General features: G+C 57.3%; 22 protein-coding genes. 13 read left to right on the forward strand and 9 right to left on the reverse strand.

All coding sequences use genetic code 11. The features are described from left to right. Positions 1–209: 209 nt before the first annotated feature. Entirely contained in the window at positions 210–452 is a 243-nt protein-coding gene (locus JK231_RS18150; RefSeq protein WP_034819984.1) for a DUF1158 domain-containing protein, read from the reverse strand. Positions 453–735: 283 nt separating this feature from the next. On the opposite strand from JK231_RS18150, the gene mntP reads away from it, so the two are divergent. The 10 genes from mntP to JK231_RS18200 all read left to right on the forward strand — a co-directional run bounded on the left by mntP (position 736) and on the right by JK231_RS18200 (position 12,173). Beyond that, positions 736–1,308, forward strand: a complete 573-nt coding sequence (gene mntP / locus JK231_RS18155) for a manganese efflux pump MntP (RefSeq protein ID WP_058960691.1) — start codon at positions 736–738, stop codon at positions 1,306–1,308. Positions 1,309–1,749: 441 nt separating this feature from the next. Further along, on the forward strand, positions 1,750–2,757 hold the full coding sequence (gene dgcN, locus JK231_RS18160) for an N-acetyltransferase DgcN (protein ID WP_160833750.1): 1,008 nt from the start codon (positions 1,750–1,752) through the stop codon (positions 2,755–2,757). A 1-nt stretch (position 2,758) separates the two neighbouring features. Next, on the forward strand, positions 2,759–3,724 hold the full coding sequence (gene dgcA / locus JK231_RS18165; RefSeq protein WP_211729178.1) for an N-acetyl-D-Glu racemase DgcA: 966 nt from the start codon (positions 2,759–2,761) through the stop codon (positions 3,722–3,724). A 15-nt stretch (positions 3,725–3,739) separates the two neighbouring features. Beyond that, the gene (locus JK231_RS18170) at positions 3,740–5,608 is read left to right on the forward strand and encodes an ABC transporter ATP-binding protein (RefSeq protein ID WP_211729179.1); all 1,869 of its coding nucleotides are present in this window, start codon (positions 3,740–3,742) and stop codon (positions 5,606–5,608) included. Between the two features lie 21 nt (positions 5,609–5,629). Next, positions 5,630–7,171, forward strand: a complete 1,542-nt coding sequence (locus JK231_RS18175) for a glutathione ABC transporter substrate-binding protein (RefSeq protein ID WP_211729180.1) — start codon at positions 5,630–5,632, stop codon at positions 7,169–7,171. Positions 7,172–7,244: 73 nt separating this feature from the next. Continuing rightward, complete coding sequence (locus JK231_RS18180) at positions 7,245–8,174, forward strand: ABC transporter permease subunit (RefSeq protein ID WP_045814153.1); 930 nt, start codon at positions 7,245–7,247, stop codon at positions 8,172–8,174. Beyond that, entirely contained in the window at positions 8,174–9,058 is an 885-nt protein-coding gene (locus JK231_RS18185; RefSeq protein WP_097119447.1) for an ABC transporter permease subunit, read from the forward strand. The genes JK231_RS18180 and JK231_RS18185 overlap by 1 nt, the downstream gene beginning before the upstream one ends. A gap of 2 nt (positions 9,059–9,060) precedes the next feature. Continuing rightward, on the forward strand, positions 9,061–10,107 hold the full coding sequence (locus JK231_RS18190) for a P1 family peptidase (RefSeq protein ID WP_211729181.1): 1,047 nt from the start codon (positions 9,061–9,063) through the stop codon (positions 10,105–10,107). Between the two features lie 208 nt (positions 10,108–10,315). Next, positions 10,316–11,137 (forward strand): M55 family metallopeptidase, encoded by an 822-nt coding sequence (locus JK231_RS18195; RefSeq protein WP_211729182.1) that lies wholly within the window; start codon positions 10,316–10,318, stop codon positions 11,135–11,137. Between the two features lie 199 nt (positions 11,138–11,336). Continuing rightward, positions 11,337–12,173 (forward strand): fumarylacetoacetate hydrolase family protein, encoded by an 837-nt coding sequence (locus JK231_RS18200; RefSeq protein WP_211729183.1) that lies wholly within the window; start codon positions 11,337–11,339, stop codon positions 12,171–12,173. 72 nt (positions 12,174–12,245) lie between these two features. Here JK231_RS18200 and JK231_RS18205 read toward each other — a convergent pair whose 3' ends face one another. From JK231_RS18205 to JK231_RS18230, 6 genes are all read right to left on the reverse strand, one after another. Continuing rightward, a complete protein-coding gene (locus JK231_RS18205; RefSeq protein WP_211729184.1) occupies positions 12,246–13,757 on the reverse strand; it encodes a serine hydrolase domain-containing protein in 1,512 nt (503 codons plus the stop codon). Positions 13,758–13,827: 70 nt separating this feature from the next. Continuing rightward, positions 13,828–14,568, reverse strand: coding sequence for an ABC transporter ATP-binding protein (locus JK231_RS18210; RefSeq protein WP_097119471.1), 741 nt, complete (start codon positions 14,566–14,568; stop codon positions 13,828–13,830). Between the two features lie 105 nt (positions 14,569–14,673). Next, positions 14,674–15,501, reverse strand: a complete 828-nt coding sequence (locus tag JK231_RS18215; RefSeq protein ID WP_097119442.1) for an ABC transporter ATP-binding protein — start codon at positions 15,499–15,501, stop codon at positions 14,674–14,676. Beyond that, positions 15,502–16,401, reverse strand: a complete 900-nt coding sequence (locus JK231_RS18220) for an ABC transporter permease (protein WP_058960683.1) — start codon at positions 16,399–16,401, stop codon at positions 15,502–15,504. Next, on the reverse strand, positions 16,398–17,408 hold the full coding sequence (locus tag JK231_RS18225) for an ABC transporter permease (RefSeq protein ID WP_211729185.1): 1,011 nt from the start codon (positions 17,406–17,408) through the stop codon (positions 16,398–16,400). The genes JK231_RS18220 and JK231_RS18225 overlap by 4 nt, the downstream gene beginning before the upstream one ends. After that, on the reverse strand, positions 17,408–19,003 hold the full coding sequence (locus JK231_RS18230) for an ABC transporter substrate-binding protein (RefSeq protein ID WP_211729186.1): 1,596 nt from the start codon (positions 19,001–19,003) through the stop codon (positions 17,408–17,410). The genes JK231_RS18225 and JK231_RS18230 overlap by 1 nt, the downstream gene beginning before the upstream one ends. A 199-nt stretch (positions 19,004–19,202) precedes the next feature. Between JK231_RS18230 and JK231_RS18235 the strand changes: the two genes are divergently transcribed. Both JK231_RS18235 and JK231_RS18240 read left to right on the forward strand, forming a co-directional pair. Further along, positions 19,203–20,252, forward strand: coding sequence for a dipeptidase (locus JK231_RS18235; protein WP_211729187.1), 1,050 nt, complete (start codon positions 19,203–19,205; stop codon positions 20,250–20,252). Between the two features lie 2 nt (positions 20,253–20,254). Next, the gene (locus tag JK231_RS18240) at positions 20,255–21,163 is read left to right on the forward strand and encodes a LysR family transcriptional regulator (protein WP_211729188.1); all 909 of its coding nucleotides are present in this window, start codon (positions 20,255–20,257) and stop codon (positions 21,161–21,163) included. A 144-nt stretch (positions 21,164–21,307) separates the two neighbouring features. Here the strand turns inward: JK231_RS18240 and JK231_RS18245 are convergent, their stop codons facing one another. Continuing rightward, positions 21,308–22,660 carry an MFS transporter gene (locus JK231_RS18245; RefSeq protein ID WP_211729189.1) on the reverse strand — a complete coding sequence of 451 codons (1,353 nt, stop codon included), beginning with the start codon at positions 22,658–22,660 and terminating at the stop codon, positions 21,308–21,310. Between the two features lie 172 nt (positions 22,661–22,832). Beyond that, positions 22,833–23,735 (reverse strand): GntR family transcriptional regulator, encoded by a 903-nt coding sequence (locus tag JK231_RS18250; protein ID WP_211729190.1) that lies wholly within the window; start codon positions 23,733–23,735, stop codon positions 22,833–22,835. 135 nt (positions 23,736–23,870) lie between these two features. Here JK231_RS18250 and JK231_RS18255 point away from each other — a divergent pair, with 135 nt between their 5' ends. Further along, positions 23,871–24,899, forward strand: coding sequence for a zinc-binding alcohol dehydrogenase family protein (locus tag JK231_RS18255; protein ID WP_097119435.1), 1,029 nt, complete (start codon positions 23,871–23,873; stop codon positions 24,897–24,899). The last annotated feature ends 181 nt before the right edge of the window (positions 24,900–25,080 follow it).

Genomic DNA, 25,080 nt, shown 5'->3' on the forward strand with positions numbered 1-25,080 from the left:
TGCACAGGGTAATGTTCGGAGAGTGAGCGGCATCACACTTTAAATGTATGATTAATAACAATTTGTAGTGGATTGATTTTTTATGCGGTTTTTATGTTGCGTGATATTTCGCCAGATCGTGTAAAACTAATGTTACATTTCTGTGAGTGTTAATTTTTCGCCGCGTCAGACAGTGGTCAGAGGAAAAAAGCATTACGCGGCGGTGGGGATCACTGCTTAGCGAGGCGACGCCATGCAAAGCGGATGACAAAAAATTCAATCGCGCCCAGCAGCAGGAACCACAGGCAAAACACGATAGTGTAGAGCTGATTCAGGTCCTGCAAATGCAGCATCTCCTGAATCCGTCTGGATAATTCCAGGCCGAATTGCGGCGCGGGCAACAGCAGCGCGGAGAGAAAGCCCAGCAGCAGGATTCCGCCAGGGATAATCAGCGTTTCAAACGGGTTTTTCATCGCAGGTTTCCTATCAATTAGCGCGGGCATTAGCGCATAAAAGCGTGCTGGCGTGCAATCCCTGTGCCGGGTCACCCTAAGAAAATTCTTCTATTCCATCCACTTAGCGTCATAAATAGCGCAAGTTAAGAGTTATAGCCTTTGCTATACTTAAATCCATGATTTTACTGTCTTTTTTTTGGTGATTTTGCGTGCTAGACTGCGCGCACTTTTTCATTACTGAACAATAGATGCGGAAAATCGCTCGCTTGAAGGCATTTTTCGCGGCATTGATTGAAAACCCATGACATTTATCGCAACTCTGATTCTGGCCTTTGGTATGTCGATGGACGCTTTCGCCGCAGCACTGGGCAAAGGCGCGTCGCTGCATCGCCCGAACTTCAAAGAAGCGCTGCGCACCGGCCTGATCTTTGGTGTGATTGAAATGCTGACGCCGCTGATTGGCTGGGCGATTGGCCTGGCGGCCAGTCGCTACATCATGGCATGGGATCACTGGGTGGCCTTTGCCCTGTTAACCGTTCTTGGCGGCCGCATGATGATGGAAGGTTTCCGTCAGACGGCGGATGAACCCTGCGAAGCACCACAGCGTCATGGCTTTATGGTCTTGGCATTGACCGCGGTGGCCACCAGTCTTGATGCGCTGGCGGTGGGCGTCGGCCTGGCATTCCTGCAGGTGAATATTGTGCTTACCGCGCTGACCATTGGTGCCGCTACCACCATCATGGCCACGACTGGCGTGATGGTGGGTCGCTTTATCGGTCCGGTGATGGGTAAATGGGCGGAAGTGCTGGGTGGACTGGTACTGATCAGCATCGGCTGCACCATCCTTAATCAACATCTCAACCTCTTCGGCTAATTCAGGCATCTGCCAAACCCCTCATTTTGTGATCTGGCTCAAATATAATTGCGTGAAAAACGCGCGTTAGTTATACTTTTCGCGTATTTCTTCAACAATTTTTGAGCCAGGTATCCAATGAAACGTTTTTTCCGCTACGTGTTTCGTGCATATGTTGAGACTTTCAAGCACGTCCCACCAGGCGCACTGCATTAATCGCACTTATACCCTCGATAATCGCGGTCAGGGATCGACCTGTGGTTATCAATGATTTTCTTATCTCCCCCGCTCAATATCGACTCGAATTTTCTCTCTATCAATGGCTTAGTACCCTTAACCATCAGTTTTGGATCTGGCTATAGCCTGATGTTATACCCCGCTACCAAACAAGCATTCGTCACCTCTTAACCCGCATGGAATAGTCGATTCAGACCCTCTAACCCGTCTGAAACGAGAAACATCATGCTGATCCCTCAACCCTATTTATTGTTCCTTGGCGATGTCACCGATCCACTGGCCGCTAAAACGGCGCGCGGCATTCACGTTTGGCGCCCTGAGCAGTGCGTCGGCGAAATTAAACTGCCGGGCTGTACTGTCAGCTTAGGTCTGGACGTACTCGATATCGCCACGGCAAAAGAACGTGGCGCGAAAACGCTGGTACTGGGCACCGCCAATGCCGGTGGTTATCTGCCGGAGCACTGGCTTGATACCGTTAAAGGCGCGATCAAAGCGGGCATGAACGTGGCGAGCGGCTTGCACCATCGCCTGGTAGATGAGCCAGAGTTGGTGGCGTTAGCCCAGGAGTTTGGCGTTGAGCTGTTTGACCTGCGCCATATGCGTCCAAAACTGAATGTTGGCAGCGGTAAAAAGCGTACAGGTAAGCGTGTACTTACTGTCGGTACGGACTGCTCAGTCGGCAAGATGTACACCTCGCTGGCGCTGGAAGCGGCAATGCGTGAACGCGGCATGAAGGCGGATTTCCGCGCCACCGGACAAACCGGCATTCTGGTTGCTGGTGAAGGCATCGCGATTGATGCGGTGATTGCCGATTTCATCGCCGGTGCTGTAGAAGCCCTGTCACCCGCCAATGATGCCGACCACTGGGATATCGTTGAAGGTCAGGGCTCGCTGTTCCATCCTTCTTATGCGGGCGTCAGCATGGGTCTGATTCACGGTGCGCAGCCGCACTGGCTGGTGATGTGTCACGAAATGGGCCGTCCGCACATGCGTCATTTACCGCATCAGCCGATGGTGAGTTTGAAAGATTGCGTGGAGGCCAACCTGCGCGCGGCCGATGTCACCAGCGATAATGTGCAACTGGCCGGTTTTGCCATCAACACCTCCAACTACAGCGAAGAAGAAGCTCGCGCCTATTGTGCGGACGTTAGCGCCGAATTCGGCGTGCCGGCCACCGATCCGGTGCGTTTTGGTATCGCGGATATCGCCGCCCTGCTGCAGGAGCGTGGCTAAGATGCGGCGCATGCAGATTGAAGTGCTGGAGCTGCCGCTGGCGCGTCCTTTCGCTATTTCGCGTGGCACGCGTACCGCCGTCACTGTCATTCGCGTCACGCTGGAGCAGAACGGCTTTATTGGTCGTGGCGAGTGCACGCCGACACCGCGTTACGATGAAACACCAGATAGCGTCGAGGCGCAGCTGGAAGTGATGCGTAAGGATGTCGAAGCGGGCTTAAGCCGAATCGATCTGCAAAGCCGTTTATCTGCCGGTTCAGCGCGTAATGCGCTGGACTGTGCGCTGTGGCGCCTTGATGCCGCGCTGGCGAAGCAGACACTGTGGCAGCAGTGCGTACGCACTGCACCGCCTTCGGTGATCACGGCGGAGACCTTAAGCCTCGACTCCATCGAAAACATGGCAGCTGCGGCGGCTGATGCCGTATCGCGTGGTGCCATCCTGCTGAAAATCAAACTGAATCGTGACGAGATTTTAGAGAAAGTGGCGGCCATCAGAAAGGCTGCGCCACGTGCCACCTTGATCATTGACGCCAACGAAGCCTGGTCGGGCGTCGATCTGCAAAGCCTGCTTATCGCGCTGCAAGCGTACAACATCGCCATGGTTGAACAGCCGCTGCCTGCCGGACAAGACCAGGATCTGCAACGGTTTAACCACCCGATCCCGGTGTGCGCCGATGAGAGTTGCCACGCGCGTGAAGACATCGCCGAGCTGCGTAATCGCTACGAGATGATCAACATCAAGCTGGATAAGTGCGGCGGCCTGACTGAAGCCTTAGCGATGGTCGAAGAAGCGCAAAAGCTGGATATGCGTCTGATGGTCGGCTGCATGCTGGGCTCCTCACTCGCAATGGAAGCTGCGCTGCCGGTGGCGATTGCTGCAGAACACGTGGATCTTGATGGCCCCATCTGGCTGGCCGCCGATAGCTCACCCTTCCTTTCCTACGCTCAAGGCCGAATCTGGCTGTAACCGCAAGAGGCAACGATGACGGACACTTTACTTACCCCCAACGCCGCCAGCGTTGCCGGTCCCGCGCCGGTACTCGCGATACAGGATCTTAGCGTCTCGTTTCGCGGCCGCAGCGGCGTAAATCAGGCACTGAAAGGCATCAGTTTTGCCATTTATCCCGGTGAAGTCGTCGCCGTGGTCGGTGAAAGCGGCTCGGGCAAATCGGTCACTTCGCTGGCGGTGATGGGCCTGCTGGCCGCTTCAGGCCGTATCGATCGCGGCAGCATGCAGTTCCGCGATCGTCAGGGTAAAGCCCACACGCTGGAAACGCTGGATGAAACCCAACGCCGCACCTTGCGCGGGCGCGAAATGGCGATGATTTTTCAGGAGCCGATGACCTCGCTCAACCCGGTACTGCGGGTGGGCGATCAGTTGACGGAAGCACTGCGTGACCATCAGATGTGCGACAAAGCCGCTGCGGATGCGCGTGCGCGGGCACTGCTGCGCCAGGTGCGCATCGCCGATGTCGATCGCGTGATGAAAAGCTACCCGCACTCGCTGTCAGGCGGCATGCGCCAGCGCGTGATGATTGCGCAGGCGCTGGCGTGCGATCCACAGCTGCTGATTGCCGATGAACCCACTACCGCGCTGGACGTCACCGTGCAGGCGCGCATTCTGCACATCCTGCGCGACCTGCAACGCGAGAAGCAGATGGCAGTGCTGTTTATCACCCATGACATGGGCGTGGTGGCGGAAATTGCCGACCGCGTGGTGGTGATGCTGCGCGGCGAAGTCGTGGAACAGGGGACGGTCGCGGACATCTTCAACGCGCCACAGCATCCTTACACCAAAGCGCTGCTTGCTGCCGTGCCGAAACTGGGTGACATGCGCGAGCAACGCTGGCCGCAGCGCTTCCCACTGTTGGGTGCCACTCAGCCCGCCGATAGCGGTGAGCAGCGCACCGCCCGTTATGACGAAACGCCATTGCTGGATGTGCGCGGTTTAAAAGTCTATTACCCGATTCGCAGTGGCATCTTTTCAGCCCTGACCCATCAAGTACATGCGGTGGAGCAGATCGACTTCAGCCTGTGGCCGGGTGAAACCCTGGCGATTGTGGGTGAGAGCGGCTGCGGCAAATCTACTACCGGCCGCGCGCTGATGCGCCTGATCAAGAGTCAGGCTGACAGCATTCATTTCCAGGGCAATGAAATCGCTAATCTGAAAGAGGCGGAGTTTCAACCGCTGCGCCGCAAAATCCAGATGGTATTTCAGGATCCCTACGCCTCTTTAAACCCGCGTCTGACCGTGGGCTTCACCATTGCCGAGCCGCTGCTGCTGCACGGTCTGGTGAAATCGCTGGAAGAAGCCACGCCGCAGGTTGAAGCCTTGCTGAAAAGCGTTGGTCTGTTGCCCGAACATGCCACGCGTTATCCCCATGAGTTTTCCGGCGGCCAGCGCCAGCGTATTGCGATTGCCCGCGCCATGGCCTTGAAACCGAAAGTCATCATCGCCGATGAGGCCGTCTCGGCACTGGATGTCTCGATCCAGGCGCAGGTGGTGAACCTGATGATGGACCTGCAAAAGCAGACTGGTGTCGCGTGGATTTTCATCTCGCATGACATGGCGGTGGTGGAGCGTATCGCTAACCGCGTGGCGGTGATGTATCTCGGCCAGATTGTCGAGCTTGGCCCGCGTCAGTCGGTGTTCAACCAACCGCAACATCCGTATACCCAACGTCTGCTGGCCTCGGTGCCGGTGGCCGATCCACAGAACCGTCAGACCCGTACTTTCGAAGATAGCGAAATTCCTTCGCCGCTGCGCAAGTTGGGCGAAACGGTCACCAAACCCCGTTATCGCCAGGTTGCACCGCAACACTGGGTCGCTGACGACATTGCATCGCGCTAACGCTCAATACCAGGAGATTTCATGAAAACCCTTTTTCGCCGTTCGTCACTGGCTTTTGGCTTGACCCTCGCGCTGGCCGCCGCCGCGCAGGCGCAGGATCTGCGCATTTCGATGTATGCCGATATCACCGGTCTCGATCCTCACGATACCTCGGATAACGTCAGCTATTCGGTGCAGAGCGGTATCTTTGAACGCCTGTTCCAGTTCGATGCGCAGATGAAACTGCAACCCTGGCTGGCGACCGGTTATACCAATAATGACAACGCCACCGAATTTACCCTGACGCTGCGCAAAGGTGTCACTTTCCAGGACGGTACGCCGTTTGATGCTGAAGCGGTCAAGGCCAACCTCGATCGCCTCGCCGATCAGACCAAAGGCCTGAAGCGCAACAGCCTGTATAAGATGATTGCCAACGTCACGGTGCTGGCGACGGATCAGGTGAAAATTGACCTCAACCAATCCTTTGGTGCTTTCATCAACACCCTGGCACACCCGTCAGCGGTGATGTGGAGCCCGGCGATCCTCAAACAGTACCCGGAAGAAGCACAGCTGCGCCTGCATCCGGTCGGCACCGGTCCGTTCAAGTTTGTTGACTGGCAGCCGGGCAAGGCCGTTTCGCTGGTGAAGTATGATGGCTACTGGCAGAAAGGCTGGCCGAAGGTGGATAAAGTGACCTTCTCGCCAAGTCCGGAAGATGCCACCCGCGTTGCCGCACTGAAATCAGGACAGGTGGATGCGATCTGGCCGCTGCCGTCGGATCTGATCGCGACTGTGCAGAGCGACAGCAAATTAGCGATCCAGCGCGATCCGAGTATTTATCTCTACTACATGGCGATCAACACTCACCACAAACCATTGGCGGATGTGCGCGTGCGTCAGGCGATCAACTACGCCATCGACCGCAATCTGTGGCTGAAAGTGGCGTTTGCTGGCATGGGTAAACCCGCTTCGTCCGCGATGCCGGAAGGGGTGCAGTTCTATCAGAAGCAGAGCGAACCGAATTATCACTACGCCCCGGATGAAGCCAAAGCCTTGTTGAAAGCTGCCGGCTATCCGAACGGTCTGGATTTGAAACTGTGGACCACCAACACCACCGCCAGCGTGCGCGCGGCGCAGGTGCTGAAAGCCCAGCTGGCAACGGTGGGCATTCGCGCCACGGTGACGCCAATGGATTCCGGTACGCGCAACGCCAAACTGTGGGGCGTGAAGGATCCTAAAGCAGCCGAATTCGACCTCTATTACGGCGGCTGGTCAACCTCGACCGGTGATGCGGACTGGGCGCTGCGCCCGCTGTATGCCACCGAATCCTGGGTACCGACCTCGTATAACGTTTCGTACTTCAGCAATCCGGATGTGGATAAAGCCATTGCTGGTGGGTTAGCCACCGCCGATCCGGCTAAGCGCGGTGAAGCCTATGCGGAAGCCCAGAAAATGCTGTGGAAAGATGCGCCCGTCGCCTTCCTCGGCACGCCAGATAACCTGGTGGGCAAGCGCAGCAACCTGACCGGCGTATCGATGCTGGCAGATGGCAACTTCCTCTACACCCAGGCGGCATTTAAGTAAGGCAGGGCGTTAATCCCTCACCCTAACCCTCTCCTGCAAACGGGAGAGGGCGTCCCCAATTTAAAGGAAGCGCATGTTCGCATACATTATTCGTCGGCTGCTGGAGATGATCCCTGTCCTGCTGGTGGTCTCGCTGCTGGTGTTCGGCTTTATTAAGCTGCTACCCGGCGATCCGGCGCGCATTTACGCCGGTCCAGACGCCCCGATCGAAGCGGTCGAAGCCGCGCGCCAGCATCTCGGACTCAACGATCCGCTGCCGCAGCAATACGTTAACTGGATCGGTGGGCTGCTACGTGGCGATCTCGGCGTCACTTACCGCACGCAACAGCCGGTGCTGCAAGTGATCAAACAAGGCTTTATGCCAACCCTGTGGCTGGCGCTGGCGGGCTTTGCCTGGTCGGTAATCCTCGGCCTGTTTCTCGGTGTACTGGCCGCACTGAAACGCGGTAAATGGCAGGACTGGACATTGATGAGCGTCGCCGTCGGCGGCATCTCAATGCCCACTTTTTGGTTGGGTCTGTTGCTGATCCAGTTCGTTGCAATGCCCTTTGGCCTGTTCTCGGTGAGCGGGTTCAACAAGGCCAGCGACATTATCCTGCCTGCTATCACTTTGGGTTCCTCGGTGGCCGCCGTGATGGCGCGCTTCACTCGTTCCGCCTTCCTCGAAGTGGCGCAGGAAGATTATGTGCGCACCGCCAAAGCCAAAGGGCTGCGCAATCGGCTGGTGACGTGGAAGCACGTAATGCGTAATGCCCTGATCCCGGTGATCACCATGCTCGGCTTGCAGTTCGGTTTTCTGCTCGGCGGATCGATCGTGGTGGAGAGCGTCTTCAACTGGCCCGGTTTGGGCTGGCTGTTGATCGAGTCGATCAAAGCACAAGATCAGCCGGTGATTCAGGCGCTGGTGATGCTGTTCGTGTTTGAATTTATTGTGATTAACCTGCTGGTGGATCTGCTGTATGCCGTGGTCAATCCAGCCATTCGCCTGCGACAGGAGTCGTGATGAGTACAGAATCTCTCTCTGCCGCAACACCACAAACCATCCGCTCGCCGTGGCGCGATTTCCTGCACGCCTTTGTGCGTAATCCGCTGGCGCTGGTCTCCGGCGGCTTTGTACTGCTGCTGGTGATTGTGGCGATCTTCGCGCCCTGGCTGGCACCATGGGACCCGATGGCACCGGACTGGATGGCCTTATCATCACCGCCCTCAGCGGCACACTGGATGGGTACTGATGATCTGGGACGCGACCTGTTGAGCCGCATCATCTTTGGCGCACGCATCTCGCTTTACGTCGGCGTACTGTCGGTGACGCTGGGCATGGTGGTGGGCGTGCTGCTCGGCTTGCTGGCGGGCTATTACGGTCGCTGGATTGACATGCTGATCATGCGCGGTTCCGACGTGCTGTTTGCCTTTCCCGGCATGCTGCTGGCGATTGCGGTGGTGGCGATTCTCGGTCCGGGACTGAATAACGTGATTATCGCCGTGGCGGTGTTCAGCGTGCCGGTCTTTGCCCGCATCGTGCGCGCCTCGACGCTGTCGCTCAAACAGGCTGCGTATGTCGAAGCGGTGCGCTGCGCCGGTGCGCCCGATCGCGTGATCCTGCTGCGCCACATTCTGCCCGGCACGCTCTCCAATGTGATTGTCTATTTCACCATGCGTATCGGCACCAGTATTCTAACGGCAGCGGGCCTCAGCTTTATTGGCCTGGGCCCGGAACCGGATGTGCCGGAGTGGGGAAATATCCTGGCGATGAGCCGCAGCATGATGATGGGCGGTTTATGGCACGTCAGCGTGTTCCCCGGCCTGGCAATTTTCATTACTGTGCTGGCGTTTAACCTGCTGGGTGATGCGCTGCGCGATACGCTCGATCCCAAACTGAAGAGCTAAACATGGATTTTCAACAACTGCAGCGTGATCTACTGCTGCAACGCTGGCGCACTGAACGCCAGCTCGGGCAACCACGCAGTGCTTGCGGCGCCACCAACCGCATCAGCGATGTGCCCGGCGTGCGCGTCGGCCATCACACGCTGGCAGACGGTGAGAGACAAACCGGTGTGACGGCGATTGTGCCGCCAGGCGATAACCTGTTTCTCAAGCCGTTACCCTGCGGCGCGGCGGTCTTTAATGGCTTTGCCAAGCCCGTCGGGTTGGTGCAAATCGAAGAGTTGGGCGTGCTGCAAACGCCGATCTTGCTCAGCAACACGCTGGCAGTCGGCACGCTGTTTACCACACTGGTGCGTGACGCCATCAGCCGTAACCCGGAGTTGGGTCGCAGTTTGCCTACCGTCAATCCGCTGGCGCTGGAGTGCAACGACGGCTGGCTGAATGACATTCAGGCGCTGGCGGTGACCGAAGCCATGGTGCAGGACGCGCTCGATTCGGCGCAGGCCGATTTCGCCCGTGGCAGCGTCGGTGCCGGACGTGGCATGAGCTGCTTCAGTTTGAAAGGCGGGATTGGCAGCGCATCGCGTTCAATTCCTTCATTGAACGCGACGTTGGGCGTGCTGGTGCTGGCTAATTTTGGGGCACTGAATGCGTTCACGCTGGATGGTGTGCGCATGGGTGACATGATTGGACCGCTGATGCCAGAATTGGCACCGCAGCGCGATGCCGGCTCCATCATCATCATTATGGCCACCGATGCGCCGCTGGATGCGCGCCAGCTTAAGCGTATCGCTAAACGCGCCGGTGCCGGATTAGGCCGTTTAGGCAGTTATTGGGGACATGGATCAGGCGATATTGCCGTGGCCTTCTCCACGCAAACGCAGCCAAACCCGCCGGAAGATGCGGCACTGGAACCGCTGCTTGCCGCCGCCGCTGATGCCACTGAACACGCGGTGCTGGATGCGCTATTAAGTGCCGAAGCGGTCACTGGTTTTCGCGGCCATCATCGTCCGTCACTGACGCAGGTGCTGGATGAATTGGCCAAACCGTAGGGCCGCCATTTATGGCGCCTCTTTCAGCAGCGCCTGTGTTCAGCTTGAATGCCGCCTCTGACGTTAAGTTAACCGTAATGTCGCCATTTTTGGCGCCTCTTACAGCAGCGCCTGTGGTCAGCCTGAAAGCGGCCTTTGACGCACTGTTCCCCGTAGTGTCGCCATTTATGGCGACCGTGTTCCAACCCGCATGGAATTTGCCTGACTTATGAAAATATTCATCTCTGCTGACATTGAAGGTATCGCGGGCGTGATGCGTCCGGAACAGTGCTCACCCGGCCATGCGGAACACCAGCTGGCACGCGGGCTGATGGAACAGGAAGTGAATGCCGCCATCGACGGTGCTTTCGCTGGCGGAGCCACCGAAGTGGTGGTGGCCGACAGCCATGCGCAAATGACCAACCTGCGCGCGGAAAACATCGATCCGCGTGCGCGCATGGTGCAAGGCAAGCCGCGTGGCTTGTCGATGGTGGAGGGCATTGAGCAGCAGCGCTTCGATGGCCTGTTCTTTATCGGCTATCACAGCGCGGCGGGCGAGCCCGGCGTGCTGGCGCACACCATCAACGGCCGTGCGTTTTGGCGCATCCATATCAACGGTAAAGTGATGGGTGAAAGCGATATCTACGCTGCCGCCGCCGCCGAACAGGGTACACCGCTGTGGCTGGTGAGCGGGGACGATCAACTACAAGGCTGGATCGCCGAACACTATCCGTCAGTGGATTACGTCTGTGTGAAACGCGCGATTTCCCACACCTGCGCGGAGTCCATTAGCCCGCAAGCCGCACAAAACGCCATTCGTGCCGCCGCTACTGCGGCGGTACAGCGTGCGCGCCAGGTCAGTACCACGCGTTTGACCGCACCTTATGAGATGCAGTTACAAGCCAGCAAACCGGTGCTCGCGGATTTGTTCAGTCTGATTCCCGGTGTAACGCGCATTGATGCGGTGACCGTGGGTTATCGCGCCGAGCAGATGGGCACATTGATCAGCCTGCTGAGTGCATTCTCCTATCTGGCGAGTACGCAGTCGTAATGTTGGTGCGCACCCTACAGATGCGCGTAGGGTTGCCAGGACTGCGTACCTGACGGATGCTCGCAGGGTTGCCATGGATGGCAATCAATAGATTAGCAATCACGTATCAACGCTTAGGCACATTATTGGCAGGTCGTACCGCATTTCCTGCTGGCTTTTGGTAACCTGCGCGCAATTTATATATAACAACGAGGCAGTCATGCAGCTCTGCAGTTTTTATCTTATTGACCAGGAAAGAAAAAGTTACGGAATCGTGCGGGAAGAGGGCGTGATTGACGTCGGTTCACGCCTCGGCGCGGCATGCCCGGACCTGAAATCTTTGTTACAACGCGGCGCGGTCAGCGACCTGGAAGCCTTTCGTTCTCAACCAGTAGATCAACCATTCAGCGCCATTCGTTTCCTTCCGGTAGTGGAAAATCCTGGGAAAGTGTTCTGTGTCGGCATGAACTACGCGGACAAGCGTAAAGAGTTTGCCGAGACTATCGAAGCGCCGACGCTGTTCGTCCGTTTCGCGGATTCCCTGGCGGGGCATGAGCAGCCGCTGTTAAAACCGGCCACCACCCAGGAATTTGATTACGAAGGTGAACTGGCGGTGATTATCGGTCAGCCTGCCTATCAGGTTAAAGCGGCCGATGCGCTGCAACACGTTGCGGGTTACAGCTGCTTTATGGATGCCACCGTACGTGACATGCAGTTCACCTGGTTTACCGCCGGAAAAAACTGGCAGCAGACTGGCGGTTTTGGTCCGTGGATGACCACCTCAGATGAGATCCCCGATCCGCAGCAGTTGGCGATCAAAACCTGGCTGAATCAGCGTGAAGTGCAGAACGACACCACCGCCAGCATGGTGCATCCGGTGGCGAAAATCATCGAATACATTTCGGCATTCAGCCCGCTGTCAGCAGGCGATGTGATCATCACCGGTTCACCAGGCGGCGTCGGTAAAAAACGCACGCCACCGCTGTTTATGTTCCCCGGCGATGTGATTGAAGTCGAGATCGAAAAAATTGGTCGTCTGCGCCACACAGTGGTTTAAAGAAAAAAGGCTGCCATTTATAAAAATGGCAGCTTTGACTGATGTGTGTTGAATTGACCAGACGACGACCGCTTAGCGCGTAAATCTCACCACGCGGCTGCGATTGAGCACCAGCCGCACTTTGTCACCTTCACGCGCGATCACAAAACGTTTCTCCCAGGGGCCATCCTGCGCGGTGGCGAGCACGCGATCGCCGCCCAGCGATTGCAAACTGGCATGAATCGCTGCCGGACCGATGCCCATAATCAGGCGATCGCCCTCAATCACCATTTCACTGCGCCAGGTATGTGCAAACCAGCGGCCTTGCAGATGCTCAAGGCTGGCGCTGTCCGCCTCTACCGACACAAAACGGCGCGGCGCATGACCAATCTCACCGACAATCGCTTTACCATCATGGCGTAGCTTGATCGGGAAAGTGCTGGAAAGCGACACCGCATCTCCGTGCGGATCGGCGCGCCACAGCGTTTCACCGGCACCCAGCCAGGTCGCGGTCACACCCTGAATCTCCAGCCAGTCGGCGGCGTTTTCTGCCACGTATAAGCCCGGCGTCAAATCATGCCCTTTCTCCGGCAGCGAGCGATCCAGCAGCGCCGCCATCACCCGCAGTGCACTTTCTGAGGTCGCCACATCTTCACGGTTGGCAACAATCGCTACGCCCAGCTTCAGCTCCGGATGCAGCAGGAAATAGCTTTTATAACCCGCATGCGAACCGCCGTGACCGAACAGCGTCTGGCTGCCCAGCGTGGAACTGGTGATACCCAGCCCGTAGCCGCTGGTACGGCCGTCATTGAGATAGCGTGGCGCGCTCAGGCGTTGCAGCACCCCCGCGCCGGGTCCGCTGTCCGCCAGCAGACTTTGCAGCCAGCGCGTCAGATGATTGACGCTGCCGGTTACACTGCCCGAGGCGGAAAGATGCAATCCAGCGCTGGAGAGCTGCCACTGCGCGCCGTTTTGCCAGTAACCCGGCACCAGTCCCGGCACGATATCGAACCAGGTTTCCGGCGCGACCAAACTGATATCCAGCGGCTCGCAGATATATTGCTGCAGCAGATCGTTGAACAGCAGACCTTTGGCTTTCAGCGCCTCTTCCACCAGGCGGTAGCCGGTGTTGGTGTATGAAATCTCGCTGCCGGGCGGATAACTGAGATCGCCTTCCTGTGCGACAAAATCCAGCAGATCAGCAGCGCTGGTGGCGTTGTACACCGACAAGCCGAGCAGCGACAGGGTTTCACGCACATCGGGCAAGCCGCTGCTCATGTCCAGCGCCTGGCCGACAGTGATCTGGCCGTTGGCGCCTGTTAGCTGCGGCAGATGCTGCACCAGCTTATCGTTGAGTTGCAGGTAGCGACGGCCAGGCCCGGTGACCAGCGCGGCAAACAGATGCTTGGTTATCGAGGCAAAACGCACCACGCTGTCGGCGCTGAAGGGGGTCTGTTGCGCCAGATCGGCCAGACCGGCGCAGTGTGTCGAGTGAATATGATGGGCATCAAACAGGACTATCGCACCACCCGGTGCGCCGGGCTGCTGCCAGCCTTGTGTTATCTGCTGCGCCACCTTGGCGGCCTGTTGCCAGTTCGCGGTCATACTGGTTCCTCCAGCGTCATGCTGAGAGCGAAAAGTGGTGCGATATCAGCAGACTGTTGCCCGTTCGCGGTCATGCCGGTTCCTCCAGCGTCATGCTGAGATCAAACAGTTGAGCGGTATGCGGATGCTGGATGCGCCGCGCGCGTAAATCCTCCGCGCTCAGCTGCTCCACCATCTCACCGTGCTGCATCACCCCAATGCGCTGGCACAGATGCGTCACCACCGCGAGGTTATGCGTCACCATAATGTAGGTGAGTTTGCGCTCAGTGCGTAGATCGCTGAGTAAATTCAGGATTTCCGCCTGCACCGACACATCCAGCGCCGACGTGGGCTCATCCAGCAGCAGCACTTCTGGCTCGGCAATCAACGCGCGGGCAATCGCCACGCGCTGACGCTGACCGCCCGAAAGCTGATGCGGATAACGGAAACGCACAGCGGCCGGTAAGCCGACCTCGCTCAGCGCCTGGCTGATGCGCTGTTCCGCGCGATCGAGCTGATGCACCAGCAACGGCTCATGCAGGATGCGGTCGATGGTTTGACGCGGATGCAGCGAACCAAACGGATCCTGAAACACCATCTGCACCTGGCGATAGAACGCGCGGCTGCGTTTGGCGCCCAGTTCCATGCCGCCAAATTTCATGCTGCCTTGCCAATCGGCATTGAGTCCGGCGAGGGCGCGCAGAATGGTGGATTTGCCCGAACCACTTTCGCCGACCATGCCAAAGCTTTCGCCGTTGGCGACCGCGAAGCTGACGCCTTTCACTACCTGATGCGCACCAAAGGCGATGCGCAGGTTATCAATTTCAATCATGAAGCTGCCTGTAAATTCTGTGCGTTCGTTGAACGGTACGCATCCATACGCATCCTGCGGGCGTAAAGCGGGCATGGGGGTATAACCGTGTTGATGGGCATTGCGCTATTCCCGCCACGCCGCATCGCGCTGTAATACCGGTAAGCGCTCGCGCGGATGTTTTAACGACGGCAAACAGGCCAGTAAGCCGCGCGTATACGGATGCTGAGCCTGCTGTAACTGCCCGGCGTCCAGCAATTCGACAATGCGCCCGGCGTACATCACCGCCACGCGATCGCAAAAGTGCGACACCAAAGGCAGATCGTGGCTGATCAGAATCAACCCCATGCCGCGCGCGGAAACCAGATCGTCAATCAGCTTGAGGATCTCTGCCTGTACCGTGGCATCCAGCGCGCTGGTGGGCTCATCGGCGATCAGCAGTTCCGGATCCGGTGCCAGCATCATGGCAATCATCACGCGCTGGCCCATCCCGCCGGAAACCTCATGCGGATAGCGCTTCGCCACCGCGGCAGCATCACGAATTTTCACCTGCTCCAGCAGATCAATCGCTGCCAGCATTGCCGCTTTACGGCTGCCGCCTTTATGCTCGCGCCAGGCTTCTGCGATCTGCTGGCCAATGGTCATCACTGGATTGAGTGAATATTTTGGGTCCTGCAGGATGAAGCCCACGCGTTTGCCGCGAATCTGACGCAGCACTTTTTCACTGGCGCCGCGCAGATCGATACCGTCAAAACGCAATACGTCGGCGGTCACCTCCGCATTGCCCGGAAGTAATTGCATCAAACAGCGTGCGGTCAGCGACTTGCCCGATCCGCTCTCGCCAACAATGGCAAACTTCTCGCGGCCCACGCTAAAACTGACGCCGCGTACCGCTTCAAAGATCTCTGTGCGACTGCGGAAGGCAATGCGCAGGTTTTCAATTTCCACCAGCATTTAGCGCTCCTTAGGATCCAGCACGTCGCGCAGACCGTCGCCGAGAAAGTTAAATGCCAGTGAGGTCAGGAAAATGGCGATACACGGCATCAGCGGCACCCACCATTCGCTGAACAGGAAGCGGCGCGCGGTGGCAATCATGGTGCCCCATTCAGGTGAAGGCGGTTGCGCGCCCATCCCCAGGAAGCCAAGGCTGGCGGCGGTGATGATGATGGAACTCATATCCAGCGTGACGCGCACAATCAGGCTCGGCACGCACAGCGGCATGATGTGGCGCAGGATGATGCGCAGCGGTGACGCGCCAGTAAGTCGGCTGGCGGCGATAAAATCGCTGTGGCGGAACTGCATGGTTTCGGCACGCGCCAGACGCGCGTACGGCGGCCAGGCGGTTAAGGCAATTGCCAGAATAGCGCTCTCCACGCCGGGTTTCAGCGCGGCCACAAACGCCAGCGCCAGAATCAAACGCGGGAAGGCGAGGAAGATGTCGGTGATACGCATCAGCGTCTTATCCACAATGCCACCGGCATAGCCCGCGATACAGCCAATCAGCAGGCCGAGCGGGGCGGTGAGCAGCACCACGGCGATCACCATGCCAAGCGTGGTGCGTCCGCCATAGATAATGCGCGTCCAGACATCGCGGCCGAGTTCATCAGTGCCGAGCCAGTGTGCGACAGAAGGAGCCGCCAGACGGTTTTCCAGATGCTGTGCGCCTGGATCAAACGGCGTCAGCCACGGGGCAAATAGCGCCAGCAACAGCATGACGGCGATAACTGCTAATCCGGCCATCGCCAGCGGGTTGCTGCGCAGGCTGAGCCACAAGCGATAGCGTCGGCCCCACACCGCCTGACGGCGATTGGCTGGCGTATCGTCCAGCAGCCAGTCACGAGAGAAGAAGATCATTTTACGCGTGGGTCCCAAAGTCGATAGAGAAGGTCAGCCAGCAGATTGAGCAGCACATACACGGTGCCGACCAGCAGCGTGGCGCCGACCACCGGGTTCATGTCGGCGTTCATCAGCGAGGTGGTGAGATACTGGCCGAGGCCGGGCCAGGAGAAGACGTTTTCGGTGACGACCGCGCCCTCCAGCAATCCGGCGTAGGTCAGCGCCAGCACCGTCACCAGTTGCACCGCCACGGTCGGAAAGGCATGCCGCCAGATCACCCGGCGCGATGACAGCCCTTTCGCACGCGCAGTGATCACAAATTCACCGCTCAAGGCATTGAGCATAAAGGTGCGCGTCATACGTGTGATGTAGGCCATGCTGAAGTAGGCAAGGATCAAGACCGGCTGCGCCATGTGTGCCAGCGCATCCCAGAAGGCATCCATTTCACCGGCGAGCAATGAGTCGATGGTAAGAAAGCCGGTGACCTGCGGCACCATATCCTGCCAGATGATGTCCTGCCGTCCTGGACCCGGCGCAATGCCGAGCACGGCGTAGAACACCAGCAGGCTCAGCAGCGCCAGCACAAACACCGGTAGTGAGTGTCCAGCGAGGCACACCACGCGAATGGTCTGATCGACCCAGGTGCTTTGGCGCACGGCGGCCCAGACACCCAGCGGAATACCGACCAGCGCGGCGATAATAATCGCGGCAGTCGCCAGTTCCATGGTCGCCGGGAAGAAGCGCGCAATATCGGTGGTCACCGGGTTTGAGGTGAGAACCGATTTCCCGAGATCGCCGTGCAGCAGTTGATTGAGGTAGTGGCCGAACTGAATGTAGAGGGGCTGATCCAGCCCCATTTCCAGGCGCACGCGATCCACCACGGACTGCGGTGCGTTATCGCCCACCGCCGCCAGCACCGGATCGGTAGGCATCACCCGGCCGATAAAGAAGGTCAGTACAGAAAGACCAAACAGCGTCAGCACCAGGCTTCCCAGGGTGCTGACGATTTTCTTCAGTAAAGGCATCAGGCTTTTTTCACCTGATCGTATGGCCACTGCTCCAGTACCGTCATGTGCACATCTGAGATGTTTTTGCCACAGGCGACATTCTTGGTCTTCTGCATCATGAAGATGAACGGACTTTTCTCACGGCCCAACTGCTGAATCTGCTGATAGAGGGCAATACGCTTCGCCGGATCCGGCTCGTGCAGTGCCTGCTCAGTCAGTTTGTTGAACTCTTCATCTGACCAGCTGCAGCGCCAGGCCAGCGTGCGGCTACGGGCATTTTCGCTGTTGTCGGTATTCACACAGAAGGCTTCAGTGTTGGAGTTTGGATCGAAATAGTCCGCGCCCCACACGGTCAGCGCCAGCTGATGCTGACGCGCACGCATCTTGGTCAACACCTGGCGGTTTTCGGCGGCAATCAATGACACTTTGATGCCAATCGCACCCAACTGGGTCTGGATCGCCTGAGCGATATCGGGATACGGCTGCATTGAGTAGTGGTCGAGGGTGATCTCAAATCCATCGGGATAACCCGCTTCTGCCAGCAGCGATTTGGCTTTCGCCACGTCTTTATGGAACGGGGTGTCGTCCAGCGCTGCCGGGAAGCCGCTCGGCAGGAAGCTTTGATGGGTAATAAAGCTCATCGACAGAATGTTCTTCTGGATGCTGTCGTAATCCAGCGCCCACTTCAGGGCTTGCCACACCTGCGGCTTTTTCAGGTATTCATTATTGGTGTTGCAGGACATCAGCATGATGGCTGACAGCGACTGATTCACCAGCGACACGTTGCTGTCGTTCTTCACCTGCAACAACTGCTCGGTGGTGAGATCGTAGGCCGCATCCACGTCGCCTTTCTTCACCATCAGCGCCTGAGCGGCCGGGTCGGTGATGTGCTTCAGGATTACGCGCTTAATTTTGCTCTTGTCGGCATACAGCGGGCTCAGTTCCAGGATCACCGTTTCACTGGCTTTCCAGGTGCGCAGAGTGAAGGCACCCGAACCGGCGCTGTGCTGTTTCAGCCATGCATTACCGAAATCGTTGTTCTGCTGATTGGCTTCACAGGCCTTCTTCGACACGATGCTGCCAACGGTGGCGGAGAGGCAATACAGCAGGAAGGTTTCCGCTGCGGGTGCACCGAGTTTCATCTCCACGGTATGCGCACCTTTCGCCGTGACCATCTGCGTCACATTGTCTTTAGTGAAGCCAAACTGGTTAATGATAAAGGCCGGGCTTTTATCCAGCTTGACGATACGTTCAATCGAATAGGCGACATCTTCTGCGGTGAGCGCTGTGCCATCGGCGAATTTCGCTGCCGGGTCGAGGTGGAAGGTATAGGTGCTGTTATCGCTGCTCACATCCCAGCTCTTCGCCAACTGGCCAATCACTTTATCGGCTTTCTGCGGGTCCGGCGTGACCAGGCGCTGATACATGTTGCCGCAAATCTGGCCGCCGGTGGCTTCAAAGCTTTCATGGGGATCGAGGCTGGTAATGTTGTCCAGCTGCATCGCCATCACGAACATACTCGGTGGCGTATCAGCGAAGGCGGTGTTGAGACTCAGATAGGAAAAAGCAGGGACGGCGGCGCATCCTGCGAGAAAACGTCTTCTGGTTACCATGACAACTCCAAGTTATTGATTATTAAAATTAAATTTAGTTATTTTGCTGTTTTTTGTCTTGACTTTCCCGCTGTGCGAGAGGATTAATAATGGGATTAAGTCATTTGTTTCATGCGTGAAGCCTTGCCTCTTTTTGGTGCAATTTGCCCCGCCAGCAGGCAGAACTTGCGCTTTCTCCCGAACATGGAATCGATACAACATGTCTGACATCTTCAATATTCCGGTCTTTGACGGTCACAACGATGTGCTCAATAAACTCTGGCAACACCATCAACCCAACGCGGTGCAGGCCTTCCTGCAGGGTACTGGACGCGGTCAGATGGACCTGCCGCGTATCCGTCAAGGAAATATGGTAGGTGGGATATTTGCCACCTGGGTGCCGTCTCACCCTCTGATTGCAAGAAGTGCGCCAGACCTCTCAGATTTTCCTCAGGAAATTATTGGCGCTGCGCGTGATGCCACTTTTTCGATGCTGGCGTTGCTGCTGCGCATCGAACAGGCCTCAGAGGGGCAAGTGAAAATTTGCCGCAGCGTGCGCGATATTCGCGACTGTATGGCCAGGGACGTGCTGGCGGTGGTGATGCACGTGGAAGGGGCGGAAGCGCTGGATACCAACGGCGAGCTACTGGATATCCTGTATGCCAGCGGTCTTCGTACGCTGGGGCCACTGTGGAGTCGTCCGAATCAATTTGGTGAGGGCGTGCCGTTCCTGTATCCGTCATCGCCGGATGTCGGCAACGGCTTAACGGCGGCGGGCAAGCAACTGGTGCGCGACTGTAATCAACGCCGGATCATGGTTGACCTGTCGCACATGGATGAGAAGGGCTTCTGGCATACCGCAGAGATCAGCGATGCGCCGCTGGTGGCCAGCCACTCCAATGCCCATGTCATCAGTGCGCAGTCGCGCAACCTTACCGATCGCCAGCTGGCGGCCATTAAAGAAACCCACGGCTTTGTCGGCGTGAACTTCGCCGTGCCGTTCCTGCGTGAAGATGGCGATCGTCATGCGCCGACCACCGTGGATGCCATCGTGCAGCATGTGGAATACCTGCTGGAAAAAGTCGGTGAAGATGGCGTCGGCTTTGGCTCGGATCTGGATGGTGCCACCATGCCAGGCGACATGAAAGATGTGGCCGGTTTCCCACTGGTGGTGAACGCGCTGGCGGCGCGTGGTTATTCGCGCGAACTGCTGGAAAAAATTTGCCACGGCAACTGGCTGCGCGTGCTTGAAGCGACCTGGGGCGAGTAATTATGCGATTGCGACACATTGAGGTTTTTCAGGCGATAGTGCAGACCGGCAGCATCAGTGCGGCGGCGCGATTGCTCAATGTGTCGCAGCCAAATGTCAGCCGCGTCTTAACGCACGCCGAGCAGCAGTTGGGATTTGCCCTGTTTGAACGGCGTGCGCAGGGGATGGTGGTCACCGCAGAAGGTCGGCGTTTACTGCCCGAAGTGGAAGATCTCTACCAGCGTTTACACTCCATCACCCAACTTACCGAGCAGTTGCGGCGCGGCGAGGGGCAAACGGTGCGTGTGGGAGCTGCACACGCTTTTGGTCAGATGGTATTAGCGCCCGCACTGGTTAACTGGCGACAGCAGGCTGCGTCGGTGAGTGTGGAGTTAGTGACCGAGCACTTCAGCACGCTGTGCCAGATGATCATGGATAACCAGCTCGATTTCGCGCTGGTGTTTGGTCAGCAGGTCGATGCCGATCTGCTGGCGGAACCGCTGTTTCAATCGTCGATGGTGGCGCTACTGCCGCAGCATCACACTCATAACGAACCCGCCACGCTGGAGTGGTTGTGTGCCAACAACCTGTTGATGATGCAGAACCAAGACCCACTTGGGCGCGTGCTGCATCGCGCTTTGCGTGACAAAGGGCTGGACCCGGCGGTGTCGCTGTCGATCAAAACCTATTCGGTGATTGCTGATATGGTGCTGGCAGGCGGCGGTGTGGGCGTAGTGGATCTGTTTACCGCCTGCCGCTATGCCGACCAGCTAAAACTGCTGCCGGTGGCACAACCGCTGCCGTTTGAAGTGATGCTGATCAGCCGCCGCGACCAGCCACAATCGCAATCGACCTTGCAGTTGAAACAGGTGATTCGCAATAAGCTGTGGGAGATCGCGCGGCAGTGTGAAACGCGGTTTTTTAGCCTGTAAATGACGGCGAACTGGCTACGAACTGATTGCGCAATAAATTGCGCCGCTACAAAAAACATGAGCTCTGCCGTAGCGGCGCGATTCATCGCGCTACAAAGATATGCACCCTGCCCTAGCGATGCGGTTTATCGCGCAATTGACGACTTACACCCCATCCGTAATCGGTTTACGCACCAGCAGCAGATAAGCCAGCGCACCCACCACGGTGACGCCTGCACAAATCATCAGCGCGAGGCTGAATGACTTGGTGGTATCCAGCACCCAACCGGTGATCACCGGCGCAAACGAGGCAAACACAAAGCTGGCGAAGTTCTGGATGCTGCCCACCGATGCCGTCATACGTGCGGTAACGTTAGCGTGAATCAAGCCCCAGCAAGATGTCCCGGCAAAGTGAATGCAGAACAGCGCCATGCCAATCAGCGTCACTGCACTGGCGGTGTCTGTTGCACGGGTGACGAAAGTGGTGAAGGCTGCAGACAGCAGCATGCCGCTGACAATCGATACCTTACGCACTTTCACTGCATCCATTCCACGACGCACCAAGGCATCTACCACATAGCCGTTCAGCAACATGCCCGCGGCGCCAAACAGGAATGGAATCGCCGCCAGCAACCCGGTGCTTTTCAGATCCAGATGATAGGTCGATTGCAGATAACCCGGCAGCCAGGCAATGTAGAGCCACGCGGTATAGTTGATGCCGCTGAAGCCAATCATCATGCCCCACATGGTGCGCTGCTTGAACAAACCGCGCCACTCGGCAAAGCTCAGCGGCTCTTTGCGTGATGCCACGCTGCCCGCTTGCAGATAGTGAATCTCTTCACCGCTCAATTTGCTGTTGTCGCGGTTGCGGTACATCACATACCAGCCAATGGCGAGGAACATACCCAGCACACCGATGGTCACGAACATGCCGCGCCAGCCCATTACCAGCATCATCGCTGCCAGAATCGGTGGCGCAATCGACAGGCCAATCATCGACGCGGCGTTAAAAATCCCCATCGGCATGCCGCGATCTTTGATGTTGAACCAGTCGTTGATCACCTTAACGCCGCACGGGTTCATCGGCGCTTCACCAATTCCCAATCCGATACGCACCAGCACAAACTGCGTGAAGTTATGCACCAGACCGGCAGCGGCCTGGAACAGTGACCAGACAAACATGCCGAGCGCTAGCATGATGCGCGGACCTTTGCGATCCAGCAGCGCACCACAAGGCAACTGTGCCAGGCCGTAGGCCAGCGAGAACGCCGACAGCAGCACACCAATTTCGGTGGCGGATAAACCCAGTTCTCCACGAATGGTCATATTGGCCACTGACAGCGAGCTACGATCGAGATAGTTGATGATGGCCGCAAACAGCAGCAACAACATGGCGGTAACCTGAATCTTCTTAATGCGCGGTGAGCGCACCACATCGCCGCGTGCCGGGACAAAGTCTTGTCCATCGACGGCGGATGTTGGCGCGGCGTCACGGCCACGTGCAGATGTATTTTCCATTGCAACCTCCCAGGTATGGGGTCTTATCGTTATCGAGGATTGGGGTCCTGCGGCAGCGAAACGGTGCTGCCACAACAGATTGCTTTGGAGACTAGAAGTAAACCGGTCGGGATGTTGCGAGGATGTTTCAGATTCGTGCGGGCGCTTAAGAATTGTGGTTTTTAATCGGTTTTTAATTGTACTGACGAATACAGCGAATCATCGACGATTTAGCTGTACCGAGATGGTTATGTAACGCGCACAGGGCTTCAACATCCCGGCGGCTGATTAGCGCGGTCAGAATCGCCATATGCTCCTCCAATGCCACGATATTACGTTGCTTTAAATCCGTTTCATCCCATTGATAATGCGAATGAAAAATTACCGAGATGATCTCCAGTGACTGATTGAAGAACGGATTGTTCGCCGCTGACAGAATCAGCGTATGCATCTCTTTATCCAGCGCGGCAAAGTGGCGGTAGTTGCTGGCGATGGTGTCACGCATGGCACGGTGACGGTCCAGCAGATCACGTGCCTGAATCCAGCGTTCATCACTGGAAGGCAGGTTAAGGAAGCGGGTAAGTGCATGTGTTTCCAGCATTTCACGCAGTTCGAACAGGTTTTCGGCGTAGGGCTGATCAATTTTTTTCATGCGCCAGTGACCCCGCTTTACCGGTTCCAGCAGGTCGTAACGCATAAACCGCAGCAAGAACTCGCGCACCACTACCGGACTGGCCTTGACCTGTTGTGCCAACTGCAACTCACTAAAACTGTCGCCGGGCATCAGCTGTCGCTGGTTAATCAGATTAAAAAACGCCTGTTCAAACAAACGCGCTTGTTGATCGATCGGCGGCGTTAACGCGCTAAAACCATCCTCTTCGCTGGGATCGCGCACAATAACGTAAGTTTCTTCAACTTTATCCAGTACGCCGCGCTCATGTAGATGCTGCAGGGTATGGCGCACGGTGGTGCGGCTGATATTGAACATTTCCGCCAGCGCGGCTTGCGGTGGCAGCGGAGAGCGGATGTGGCGTTTAGCGATGCCTTCCAGCATTTGATTGATCACGTTCTGGCGTAAATTCAGGCTTCGGCTCATGCGCTTCTCCGGTTTTTTATTTATTAAAAACCACACAAAGCCCAAAAAAAGGGCGCTGCCTCACACTTCAGCATGTGCAAACGGCGCGGGTGGCTGATTTTCGCCAAAACTGCGACATCAGCACAGGAGAAGCCCATGACAACAATGAAAACCCTGGTGGTTGCCGAGCCGCGCAATATGGTGTGGCAGCAGCGTAAGAAACCGACTCCGGCCGACCAGGAGGTTGTGATTAAACCGATTGCCGCCGGGATTTGCGGCACCGATATTCATGCCTGGGCGGGCAATCAGCCGTTCTTTAGCTATCCACGCGTTCTGGGCCACGAGCTGTGTGGCGAAGTGGTGGAGCTGGGCTGTCGAGTAACGGATTTCAAAGTAGGGCAGCGCGTGGCGCTGATTCCCTATGTTTCCTGCCAGCAGTGCGATGCCTGTCTGAGTGGTAAAACTAACTGCTGCGAGAATATTTCGGTAATTGGCGTACATCAGGATGGTGGCTTCTGCGAGTTCCTCAGCGTACCCGCCAGCAACCTGTTAGCGGTTGATGATGTGGCGCCGGAAGCGGCGGCACTGATCGAGCCTTTTGCGATCAGTGCGCATGCGGTACGTCGTGCGGCGGTGGCAGCGGATGAGCAGGTGCTGGTGGTCGGTGCCGGACCGATTGGTTTAGGTGTAGCCGCGATTGCGGCGGCCGCGGGCGCGCAGGTAGTGGTGGCCGATACCAGCGAACCGCGACGTGCGCATGTCGCAGAAAAGCTGGGGCTCGCGACCCTCAACCCGATGGCAGAAGATTTCGAAATCACGCTACGTGCAGAGTTTGGTGGGCGTCTGGCTGCGAAGGTGATTGATGCGACCGGCAACCCGGCGGCGATGAACGGTGCGGTGAAGCTGATTCGTCATGGCGGCACCATTGTGTTTGTCGGCCTGCACAAAGGTGATTTGGTGATTCCAGACATTGAGTTCCACAAACGTGAAACAACGTTGATGGGCAGTCGCAATGCGACGCACGAAGATTTCGCAAAAGTCGGCGAATTGATGGCGAGTGGGCAGCTACGTGCCGATATCATGCTGAATCGTCATTATGACTTTTCTACTTTGGCGGAGACCTTTGAGTCAGAGGTGATCAACAATCGTGAGTTGATTAAGGGCGTGATTCATTTCGCGAGGTAGTCGGTGCGCATTGCTGCGCGCGAATGCGGGCCTGAGCGCCTATGCTGCTGCCGGGCCGTACTCGCGTCTCACTGCGCGCGTATGCGAGCCAGAGCACCTCTGCTGCTGCCGGGCCGTCCTCGCGCCGCTGACGCGGTGCCTTCGGCTTCCACGTCGTGCCTGCGGACCGTTCGGGTTAAGG

Source organism: Pantoea sp. JGM49 (assembly GCF_018257655.1).
In the GTDB taxonomy this organism is placed as follows: Bacteria; Pseudomonadota; Gammaproteobacteria; order Enterobacterales; family Enterobacteriaceae; genus Pantoea; species Pantoea communis.

Excerpts from the sequence above, each read along its gene's own strand:
- JK231_RS18220 (WP_058960683.1), bottom strand. The coding sequence starts at position 16,401 with ATGATCTTCTTCTCTCGTGACTGGCTGCTGGACGATACGCCAGCCAAT.
- JK231_RS18195 (WP_211729182.1), top strand. The coding sequence starts at position 10,316 with ATGAAAATATTCATCTCTGCTGACATTGAAGGTATCGCGGGCGTGATG.
- JK231_RS18225 (WP_211729185.1), bottom strand. The coding sequence starts at position 17,408 with ATGCCTTTACTGAAGAAAATCGTCAGCACCCTGGGAAGCCTGGTGCTG.
- JK231_RS18150 (WP_034819984.1), bottom strand. The coding sequence starts at position 452 with ATGAAAAACCCGTTTGAAACGCTGATTATCCCTGGCGGAATCCTGCTG.
- JK231_RS18190 (WP_211729181.1), top strand. The coding sequence starts at position 9,061 with ATGGATTTTCAACAACTGCAGCGTGATCTACTGCTGCAACGCTGGCGC.
- JK231_RS18185 (WP_097119447.1), top strand. The coding sequence starts at position 8,174 with ATGAGTACAGAATCTCTCTCTGCCGCAACACCACAAACCATCCGCTCG.
- JK231_RS18215 (WP_097119442.1), bottom strand. The coding sequence starts at position 15,501 with ATGCTGGTGGAAATTGAAAACCTGCGCATTGCCTTCCGCAGTCGCACA.
- dgcA (WP_211729178.1), top strand. The coding sequence starts at position 2,759 with ATGCGGCGCATGCAGATTGAAGTGCTGGAGCTGCCGCTGGCGCGTCCT.
- JK231_RS18175 (WP_211729180.1), top strand. The coding sequence starts at position 5,630 with ATGAAAACCCTTTTTCGCCGTTCGTCACTGGCTTTTGGCTTGACCCTC.
- mntP (WP_058960691.1), top strand. The coding sequence starts at position 736 with ATGACATTTATCGCAACTCTGATTCTGGCCTTTGGTATGTCGATGGAC.
- JK231_RS18230 (WP_211729186.1), bottom strand. The coding sequence starts at position 19,003 with ATGGTAACCAGAAGACGTTTTCTCGCAGGATGCGCCGCCGTCCCTGCT.
- JK231_RS18235 (WP_211729187.1), top strand. The coding sequence starts at position 19,203 with ATGTCTGACATCTTCAATATTCCGGTCTTTGACGGTCACAACGATGTG.
- JK231_RS18245 (WP_211729189.1), bottom strand. The coding sequence starts at position 22,660 with ATGGAAAATACATCTGCACGTGGCCGTGACGCCGCGCCAACATCCGCC.
- JK231_RS18250 (WP_211729190.1), bottom strand. The coding sequence starts at position 23,735 with ATGAGCCGAAGCCTGAATTTACGCCAGAACGTGATCAATCAAATGCTG.
- JK231_RS18200 (WP_211729183.1), top strand. The coding sequence starts at position 11,337 with ATGCAGCTCTGCAGTTTTTATCTTATTGACCAGGAAAGAAAAAGTTAC.
- JK231_RS18180 (WP_045814153.1), top strand. The coding sequence starts at position 7,245 with ATGTTCGCATACATTATTCGTCGGCTGCTGGAGATGATCCCTGTCCTG.
- JK231_RS18210 (WP_097119471.1), bottom strand. The coding sequence starts at position 14,568 with ATGATTGAAATTGATAACCTGCGCATCGCCTTTGGTGCGCATCAGGTA.
- JK231_RS18240 (WP_211729188.1), top strand. The coding sequence starts at position 20,255 with ATGCGATTGCGACACATTGAGGTTTTTCAGGCGATAGTGCAGACCGGC.
- JK231_RS18255 (WP_097119435.1), top strand. The coding sequence starts at position 23,871 with ATGACAACAATGAAAACCCTGGTGGTTGCCGAGCCGCGCAATATGGTG.
- dgcN (WP_160833750.1), top strand. The coding sequence starts at position 1,750 with ATGCTGATCCCTCAACCCTATTTATTGTTCCTTGGCGATGTCACCGAT.
- JK231_RS18170 (WP_211729179.1), top strand. The coding sequence starts at position 3,740 with ATGACGGACACTTTACTTACCCCCAACGCCGCCAGCGTTGCCGGTCCC.
- JK231_RS18205 (WP_211729184.1), bottom strand. The coding sequence starts at position 13,757 with ATGACCGCGAACTGGCAACAGGCCGCCAAGGTGGCGCAGCAGATAACA.